Genomic DNA, 8,066 nt, shown 5'->3' with positions numbered 1-8,066 from the left:
TACTAAATCAGAAAACAATAAAAAACTTTCAATAGACAGCAATTTTATAAGCATCGGCATTTCAAAAACAAAAGGCGTTGATGAAATTATTTTTGATGATAAAGAATCCCTTAACTCCTTTCAAAATATCTTTTCAAGTGCAGTAAAAGAAGAGGGCGAAGTTGATATAGCTGCCCCTGAATTTTATTTAGATGTCGCTTATGATAAGAATAATGAGCAGAGTTTATACTTATGGATAGGTAATAAAGGACAAAGAAGTACATTTATGAAAACAGAGAATACAAGCACCATTTATACTGTTTCACCAGAGATAACCGATAAATTGATTGAATTAGTTGAATCTCGTTTTAATTGAGATCTCGTATGAGGTCTTTTTTATGCACTTCTAAGTATTTCAATAGTAGTAATACCGCGATTACAACCTTGCCAACTACAAGCGAATTTTAGAGACTTCGACGCAAAAAAACGGAAGAACAAGGACATTACTCCCCTTGTTCTTCCGTTTTTTCTCGTCGTGGCAGCAATTCAGGTGTGGATTCAAGTTGATCGAGAAAAGATCTTGATTTCAAACGAATGCCAACCTGTTCATCATAAATTGTGCGCACTAGCTTTTTCATAAATTGTTTTGTTGTCTTTTTCAACGTTAAGTTACCGACTCGATTAATCGGGACCGTATAAAATGTTCGAATAAGCTTCAATTGCGTTGGTGAAATGCGAATAATATACCGGTCGATATGGAAACAACGATGACAAAGGAAGCCGATTTCTTTAAAAGAAAACGCAAACTCCCCTTCCGTCGCCCCACAATTCGCGCACTGATGCAAAACAGGATGAATCCCCGCTACCGGTAGCATTTTCCACTCGACAAACAACGCGATTGCCTCTGGATCATACTGCTCATTAATGGCATGTAGCGCCTCATGTAACAACCCGTAAATGCCCTCTGAACGCTCGCCATCCTCCGTCAAACGGTCAATCAGCTCCACGACATAACTAGCATAAGCCGTCGCTTCAAGATCTTCGCGAATATGTCGCATCGAGTCAATTGGCTCACCTTGTTCAAGCGTCCCCATTCCTCTACCCTTTTGGATAAGGAACGAGCCATGCGTAAACGGCTGCGTAATCGCAGCCAAACGACTTGCCGGCTTTTTCGCTCCCCTCGCCATCGCGGTCAGCTTGCCAGCTTCCCGCGTATAAAGGGTAACGATTTTATTCGATTCGCCGTATGGCATACTTCTTAAAATGATACCTTCCCATTTATTCAGCAAGGCAATCACTCCAATTTCCTATTGTTATCAGTACTCGTCTTCTCTAAAACCAAATTCTTTCAGTTGGCCCGGCTTATTACGCCAGTCTTTCTGTACTTTCACCCACAACTCCAAAAACACTTTCGAACCAAGTAGCATCTCAATATCATATCTTGCTTTTGTTCCAATCTCTTTCAACAATGCACCTTTTTTACCGATAACGATGCCTTTTTGAGAATCACGGTCAACAACAATCGTCGCCATTACATTCACCATTTCACGTGACTCTTCACGCTCGATTTTCTCAATGACAACCGCAATGGAATGTGGAATTTCTTCGCGTGTCAAATGCAAAACCTTCTCGCGAATCAATTCTGAAATGATGAAACGCTCTGGGTGATCCGTTACTTGATCATCCGGATAATACTTCGGTCCTTCTGGTAAATACTTTGTCAACGTCTCATTTAACCGCTCTACATTATTACCATTCATCGCAGAAATAGGCACAATTTCCGCAAAATCGTATTCAGCTGTATAAGAAGTAATAATCTTCAAAAGTTCTTCTGGGTGAACCAAATCGATTTTATTAATAATTAAAAATACCGGTGTTTTGGTATTTTCAAGCATTTCGATAATAAAACGGTCTCCACGGCCAATCGCTTCGTCTGCATTGACCATAAACATGATAACGTCGACTTCCTTCAATGTATTTCGCGCCGTTTTCACCATAAAATCGCCTAACTTATGCTTTGGCTTATGAATCCCAGGCGTATCTATAAAAATGAATTGAGAATCATCTGTTGTGACAACCCCTTGTACTTTGTTACGAGTCGTTTGTGGTTTATCACTCATAATGGCAATTTTTTGCCCCACGACACGGTTTAAAAATGTTGATTTTCCTACGTTCGGGCGACCAATGATGGAAATAAAGCCCGATTTGAATGATTTATTGCTCTGCTGCATAAGAAAGATCCTCCTTGGAAAAAGCACCGGGTAACAATTCTGCAACTGTTGTTTCTAGAACGTCCCCTTTTAAATTTGTTAAATAAACAGGCATGGAGCCCTCGCAAAATTCTGCTATCACTTGCCTGCATGCACCACATGGTGAAATAGGACCTTCCGTATCTCCAACGACTGCTAGCGCTTTAAACGACCGAACACCTTCTGAGATGGCTTTAAAAAACGCCGTACGTTCTGCACAATTGGTCATACTATACGCAGAGTTTTCAATATTGCATCCATGATAGATTGTTCCATCCTCCGCCACTAGCGCAGCTCCGACCGGAAATTTCGAATACGGGACATATGCCTTGTCCCGTGCTTTTTTTGATTCGTCTAACCATTTTTCCATATCCAAAAAAATCACCTCTTCTACTTAATTAAACCATTTGGGAATAAAAATCATCCATCCAATGACTACACTGATAACGGCATAAATGAGTACCCCACCCGCCGCAAGATCTTTTGCCTGCTTGGCAAGTGGATGACGTTCCATCGTACAAAGATCTACCGTACGTTCGATAGCAGCATTTATCAACTCAAGGGACAACATCCCACCGATTAATAATAAAACGATAGCCCATTCTATACTTGACAAACCAGTAAATAGACCCGCCAAGATAACAACAACAGTCGCGAACAAATGAAATTTCACATTCCGTTCCGCTTTTATGCCGTAAACAATCCCACTCCAAGCATAATGAAACGCTTTGAAGAACTTTCGCACAGGATCACCTCACAAGTCCAAATGAAGCAAGAATCTCCTTCTGCCTACTAATCATCACTGTTTCATCTGCCTCAGTCATATGATCATAGCCAAGCAGATGAAGAAAGCCGTGTAATGCAAGGAAACCGATTTCACGATTGATATCGTGACCATATTCCTCTGCCTGTCTGATAGCTGTTTCCACAGAAATAAGTATATCACCTAACACGGTCGGCATGCCCTCTTTCGCTACGATGGCTATCTCACCTTCTGTCATCTCTTCCAGCGCAAAAGAAATAACATCCGTCGGCACATCTTTTCCGCGATATTCCGCATTCACTTGTTGAATGGCCTGATCCGTCATGAAAGTAACGGAGACTTCTAATTCACCTGTTAAGGCTTCTTCTGCCGAGGCGTGGTTCAATAATTTGTGAATTAATTCCTCCACTTTTTTATCAACCCCAGCTGTTTCGTCTTCAAAATATATGTCCAACATGTGTCGTAACCCCTTTCGTAATTAATCCGGATATTCAATCCGATTATGGAATGTCCCATTTAATGTTTCACAGATAACCTTTTCCGCTTTCTTCAATTCCTTCATGGAAATATCGCATTCATCGAACTGACCGTCATTCAATCGATCGTTGACAATCGCCCGCACGAGTGTCGCAATTTTTTGCGGTGTCGGTTCTTTCATGGAACGTACGGCTGCTTCAACACTATCCGCAATTGAAATAATCGCAATTTCTTTTGTTTGAGGTTTCGGACCTGGGTAACGAAACGCTTCTTCCTCAACGTCCTTGCCAGATTCCTTCGCTTTCACATAGAAATACTTCAAGGTACTTGTCCCGTGATGTTGACGAGCTATATCGATAATTTCTCGAGGCATTTTATGCTTCTCAAGTAGTTTCGCACCATCCGCGGCATGGGCAATAATGATATCACGGCTTTTTTCCGGTGGCAATGAATCATGTGGATTTTGTCCAATATGCTGATTTTCAATAAAGAACCCCGGCCTAATTGTTTTGCCAATGTCGTGGTAGTAACTACCAACCCGTGCAAGCAACCCATTCGCGCCGATTGCTTCACAAGCAGCATCGGAAAGATTCGCAACCATAATGCTATGATGATAGGTGCCTGGCGTTTCAATCAGCACTTTTTTCAATAATGGATGGTTTGGGTTCGATAATTCAATGAGTCTCATATCTGACAATAAACCGAAAGCCGATTCAAAAAACGGCATAAGGCCAATTGTTAATGCCCCAGAAAGAATACCAGAAGCAATTGCAGCTATTAAATAAAATGCCAACTCAGATAGATCATAAGATGATTGTGTCATAAGTAAATAAAAGGCGATGAAGAGCATGTTCGAAATGGCGACTCCTGCGCTTGTCTGTAAAATGCTTGAACGCCTACCTCCATCACCAAGTAGATAAAGGCTTACAATTCCTCCAAACAGTATGTACAATGCCACTTCCATTTGAATGATTGCCGCAAATCCTTCCTGCAGCATGACACCCGCAGTAGCAGCGGTAATGACCGTCATCATGATGGCAATCCGTTCGTTTGTCAATAATTTAACCAGCATCGGTGCGAGTGCTGTTGGGAACAGGAATGCCAATAACACATTGAAATCCTTATCAATGAGCGCAATCAGCTTCATCAAAACAACAAGTAAAAAGAAAACGCAAAGGACAATAAGCAACGCTTTTTTCTTCACTGAGCCACTTTCTTGCCATGTAATAAAATGCATGAAAATGATGGCTGAGATGAATAACACAAATAGACCGAGTCCCGCAAACGGCTTAACTGATGACTGATTAGTCAACAATCCTGTCAATTCTAGTTGTCTGTAGATTTCCCTATCTATCATTTGCCCCTCACGGACAATGACTTGTCCTTGTAAAATTCGTGTAGGCTCAACGGCAGCCCTTGCCTGTTCAATCCCCGCCTCAGTTGCCTCCACATTTATCGTTTCGGTTTCTACAACTAATAATCGTCCAAGTGTCAAAACGGTTTGCAGAACAGACGGAGGAATCTTATCCGCGAGACGTATTTTCTGCTCCACCTCATAACGAATTGTAGACAGGTCTGCATTACGTACCGGTTTCGATAACTCTTCCCCTATAGTTGTTGACAGAACACTTTGGATATCCTGTAGTACTTCAGTTTTTTGTGCCAACAAAGCAGAAATCGCATCGTCACTCAAGCGGAGACCTGGTTCTTCCTTCTCCAGATTACCGAGTTTTTTTCGCACTTCCGCAATTTGCTTTTTACTGTCCGGAACCGATTCTCCACCGTCCGATTTTACTGACTCCTCCATCTCTTTCGCTTCGATAAGGAAATCAAATATCGACACTGCGATTGCTTGTCTATTTTTCCCGACATCTTTAGATAACTGATAAACAGGTGTCACTTCGCGTGCCGCCCGCTCTCTATCCTGCTCAGTTTTCACCGTGTCCTCCACCGTTTTGATGGATCGAATTGTATCCGGTGAAATTTGAAGCGACTTTAACTCATATGTCTCCTTCTTCACACTGCCATACATAATCGAAAACAGAAGGATTGCGGACAATCCGATAAGAAATATAGCTAGATAATTAAATTTCAGTGACATTAAAAATTTCCTGATTGGATGCAACATTAAACATCCCCCATTTCTCTTTCTCTTTATCTGTACATGTAAAAAAGAATTCCATCGTGTCCGCCGCGACGCCAAGGAAGGATTGACCTATCCCCTTCCTTGGTGATGACTTCCCCCATGCGGCTTCAACGCGATGTCTAGACATCACTTGTAAAAAAAGCAGTCAACTTAAGATGACTGCTCCTCTTCATAAGCTTCAATTATTTTTGCGACAAGCGGATGTCGAACAACATCGCCTTGCTCCAAGTACTGGAAATTGATATCGCTAACTTTCCCCAGAATTTTTTCGGTTACAATCAATCCAGACTCGATGCCTTTTGGTAAATCAATTTGCGTTTTATCGCCCGTGATGACCATTTTCGAGCCAAAGCCAAGACGTGTCAAAAACATTTTCATCTGGGCTTTTGTCGTATTCTGTGCTTCATCAAGAATGACAAATGCATCATCGAGCGTCCGCCCCCTCATATAAGCCAATGGGGCAATTTCAATCACTCCCCGCTCAATTAGCCGGTCCGTCTGTTCCGTCCCTAGCACGTCGTGAAGCGCGTCATATAACGGGCGCAGGTATGGGTCAACTTTCTCTTTTAAGTCGCCAGGAAGGAAGCCTAGGCTCTCTCCTGCCTCCACAGCAGGACGCGTTAAAATAATTCGTTTTGCAGAACCCGATTTCATCGCCTGAATCGCGAGAACAACTGCTAAATACGTTTTCCCTGTTCCGGCAGGCCCAATACAAAATACTAGATCACGCGTACGGATTGCATGAACATATTCACGCTGCCCGATCGTTTTCGCACGAATCGCTTTGCCTTTGTTATTCCTTGCAATTTCTTCATCATACAATTCTGCAAAATATTCAATTGTTCCACTTTTCACCATCTCAATCGCCGTTGAGACATCACGTTGGTTGATATTAACACCTTTACGAATTACTTTTAGTAACTGCTCCAAAAGTGCTCTAGCTGAATTTCTATTTTCTTCCTCACCACTGAGCGAAATCGTATCGCCCCTTGTCAAAATTGCAATGTTCAATGCTTCTTCGATTAATTTCAAGTTTTGGTCGGAAATCCCGAGTAGCATGACCGCTTCGTTCGGGTCCTCGACATGCAGTTGAATCAATTGTTCATCCATTCGTCTCATTCTCCTTGGGAATCGGTCTTTTTACTGCAATATTATCATTGATAAGAAACAATACGGTCCCACTAACTTTATCATTATCGAATGACACGTGCAAAACTTTCTCATCTCGAATGATTGCTTTTGATAAAGATTCCGATAATAGTTTGTTTTTTAACAGCGGAATGATAACCGTCTCTTCCATTCCTTCTACTAATTCAAACTGACCTGCCGTTTCTTGTACATGGCGCTCCGTCTGGACAAAAGACTTTGGAGACCACTTCTGCTTTTGTGATTGCCATGGTAGATTAAAAGAAAATTCCACAGTTTCTTCACCTTGTAAACTGTAACCAATTGTTTTAGGTAAGTTAAAAGAATACTCCACCCAATAGTCTGCATAGACCGCACCATCCGCACCAACAACTGCTGTTTTGTCGCCTTGAACGAGGGTACCTGTAGCTAGCACGTCCCCCTTTTTAACGGTTTGATGGACGCGCCCTACCCGTTCCCCTTTTTTTAATGCAAAGCCGGTGATAATGCCCCCAGTACGTGCAATCAGATCGGATGGCGTACCTTCCTCGACAACCTCGTTATTTGTTAAAGGAGATAACATCGGAATAACAGTAAGTGATGTCCCAACTCGTCTAAAGCGGACCCATGATAGTGAAGGGTCATCGAGCATAAGCTCCCGGCGAATTTCACCCTCATCTGGAATAGATGCCAGAGGTTTTAACGGGACAATGGATATCCTTTCTAATTTTTGATCAATCCTTTCCACAACTTCGGGTCGATCCGATTCGACATTCACAGTCCACAAGAATAATGATGCGACAAAGGGAATGATACAGGCAATTAGAAAAAGGTTGGAGGATAGTATTCCTTTAGCACCTGACTCATCCCCCACAATCGAAATCTTGACCTTTAAACGATAGCGCCTTCTATTGCTCCGAATCACTTTAATCCCTTGACGGTCTGTACGAAACCGGGCTACACCGTCCACAACCGATAGCGCTAATACCTTCACCCTCATTGCAACAAGTTTCGTGAGGAATCCTGCAAGGTCTCCATCGCCTGAAATCTTAATATCATACCGTTTACGCACGATGCGTTACCTCGTGGTCTTCTCCCGTTGTCACATGCATAGTTGTGATTACAGTAAAAGAAAACACAGCCATTTCCTCAGATAGCGTTTCGACAAGCAAGTCTTCACCAGACACCTCAATCATGTAATCACCGCTTTTGATCATCGCAAAATCGGGGCCAAGCTTGAGTAATGTGTATGGACCATTAATGCGTAATGAAGAAAACTCTTCAATTGTTACCGATGAACCCGTATTAAATATTTTTCTCAAAAATA

At 42.2% G+C, this 8,066-nt stretch carries 11 protein-coding genes; 1 reads left to right on the top strand and 10 read right to left on the bottom strand.

Annotated elements, in window-relative coordinates; translation table 11 throughout:
* The coding region (locus ACIQ0H_RS04540) for a YhfM domain-containing protein (RefSeq protein WP_403411525.1) at window positions 1–355 on the top strand (355 nt) is incomplete at its 5' end.
* Between the two features lie 127 nt (window positions 356–482).
* Here the strand turns inward: ACIQ0H_RS04540 and recO are convergent.
* Genes recO through ACIQ0H_RS04490 form a run of 10 tightly spaced genes read right to left on the bottom strand, consistent with a single transcriptional unit; the run spans window position 483 to window position 8,061 of the window.
* Complete coding sequence (gene recO, locus ACIQ0H_RS04535) at window positions 483–1,268, bottom strand: DNA repair protein RecO (protein WP_403411522.1); 786 nt, start codon at window positions 1,266–1,268, stop codon at window positions 483–485.
* A 27-nt stretch (window positions 1,269–1,295) separates the two neighbouring features.
* Window positions 1,296–2,210, bottom strand: coding sequence for a GTPase Era (gene era, locus ACIQ0H_RS04530; RefSeq protein ID WP_403411519.1), 915 nt, complete (start codon window positions 2,208–2,210; stop codon window positions 1,296–1,298).
* Window positions 2,194–2,598 carry a cytidine deaminase gene (locus ACIQ0H_RS04525; RefSeq protein ID WP_403411516.1) on the bottom strand — a complete coding sequence of 135 codons (405 nt, stop codon included), beginning with the start codon at window positions 2,596–2,598 and terminating at the stop codon, window positions 2,194–2,196. Before ACIQ0H_RS04525 ends, era begins: the two co-directional genes overlap by 17 nt.
* 24 nt (window positions 2,599–2,622) lie before the next feature.
* A complete protein-coding gene (locus ACIQ0H_RS04520) occupies window positions 2,623–2,973 on the bottom strand; it encodes a diacylglycerol kinase family protein (protein WP_403411514.1) in 351 nt (116 codons plus the stop codon).
* Between the two features lie 4 nt (window positions 2,974–2,977).
* Window positions 2,978–3,448, bottom strand: coding sequence for an rRNA maturation RNase YbeY (ybeY, locus tag ACIQ0H_RS04515; RefSeq protein WP_403411512.1), 471 nt, complete (start codon window positions 3,446–3,448; stop codon window positions 2,978–2,980).
* Between the two features lie 21 nt (window positions 3,449–3,469).
* The gene (locus tag ACIQ0H_RS04510) at window positions 3,470–5,569 is read right to left on the bottom strand and encodes an HD family phosphohydrolase (RefSeq protein WP_403411510.1); all 2,100 of its coding nucleotides are present in this window, start codon (window positions 5,567–5,569) and stop codon (window positions 3,470–3,472) included.
* Entirely contained in the window at window positions 5,553–5,741 is a 189-nt protein-coding gene (locus ACIQ0H_RS04505) for a hypothetical protein (protein WP_403411507.1), read from the bottom strand. The genes ACIQ0H_RS04510 and ACIQ0H_RS04505 overlap by 17 nt, the downstream gene beginning before the upstream one ends.
* A gap of 23 nt (window positions 5,742–5,764) precedes the next feature.
* Window positions 5,765–6,724, bottom strand: coding sequence for a PhoH family protein (locus ACIQ0H_RS04500; RefSeq protein WP_403411504.1), 960 nt, complete (start codon window positions 6,722–6,724; stop codon window positions 5,765–5,767).
* A complete protein-coding gene (locus tag ACIQ0H_RS04495; RefSeq protein ID WP_403411502.1) occupies window positions 6,717–7,811 on the bottom strand; it encodes a sporulation protein YqfD in 1,095 nt (364 codons plus the stop codon). The genes ACIQ0H_RS04500 and ACIQ0H_RS04495 overlap by 8 nt, the downstream gene beginning before the upstream one ends.
* On the bottom strand, window positions 7,804–8,061 hold the full coding sequence (locus ACIQ0H_RS04490) for a hypothetical protein (RefSeq protein WP_403411499.1): 258 nt from the start codon (window positions 8,059–8,061) through the stop codon (window positions 7,804–7,806). The genes ACIQ0H_RS04495 and ACIQ0H_RS04490 overlap by 8 nt, the downstream gene beginning before the upstream one ends.
* Window positions 8,062–8,066 lie beyond the last annotated feature (5 nt).

Origin of the sequence: Sporosarcina sp. NPDC096371 (genome assembly GCF_044762865.1) — a bacterium.
Taxonomy (GTDB): Bacteria; Bacillota; Bacilli; order Bacillales_A; family Planococcaceae; genus Sporosarcina.
Note: the sequence above shows the minus strand (reverse complement) of the source record. Positions and strands in the feature narration are given on the sequence as shown.

Excerpts from the sequence above, each read along its gene's own strand:
- era (WP_403411519.1), bottom strand. The coding sequence starts at position 2,210 with ATGCAGCAGAGCAATAAATCATTCAAATCGGGCTTTATTTCCATCATT.
- ACIQ0H_RS04525 (WP_403411516.1), bottom strand. The coding sequence starts at position 2,598 with ATGGAAAAATGGTTAGACGAATCAAAAAAAGCACGGGACAAGGCATAT.
- ybeY (WP_403411512.1), bottom strand. The coding sequence starts at position 3,448 with ATGTTGGACATATATTTTGAAGACGAAACAGCTGGGGTTGATAAAAAA.
- ACIQ0H_RS04510 (WP_403411510.1), bottom strand. The coding sequence starts at position 5,569 with ATGTCACTGAAATTTAATTATCTAGCTATATTTCTTATCGGATTGTCC.
- ACIQ0H_RS04505 (WP_403411507.1), bottom strand. The coding sequence starts at position 5,741 with ATGTCTAGACATCGCGTTGAAGCCGCATGGGGGAAGTCATCACCAAGG.
- ACIQ0H_RS04500 (WP_403411504.1), bottom strand. The coding sequence starts at position 6,724 with ATGGATGAACAATTGATTCAACTGCATGTCGAGGACCCGAACGAAGCG.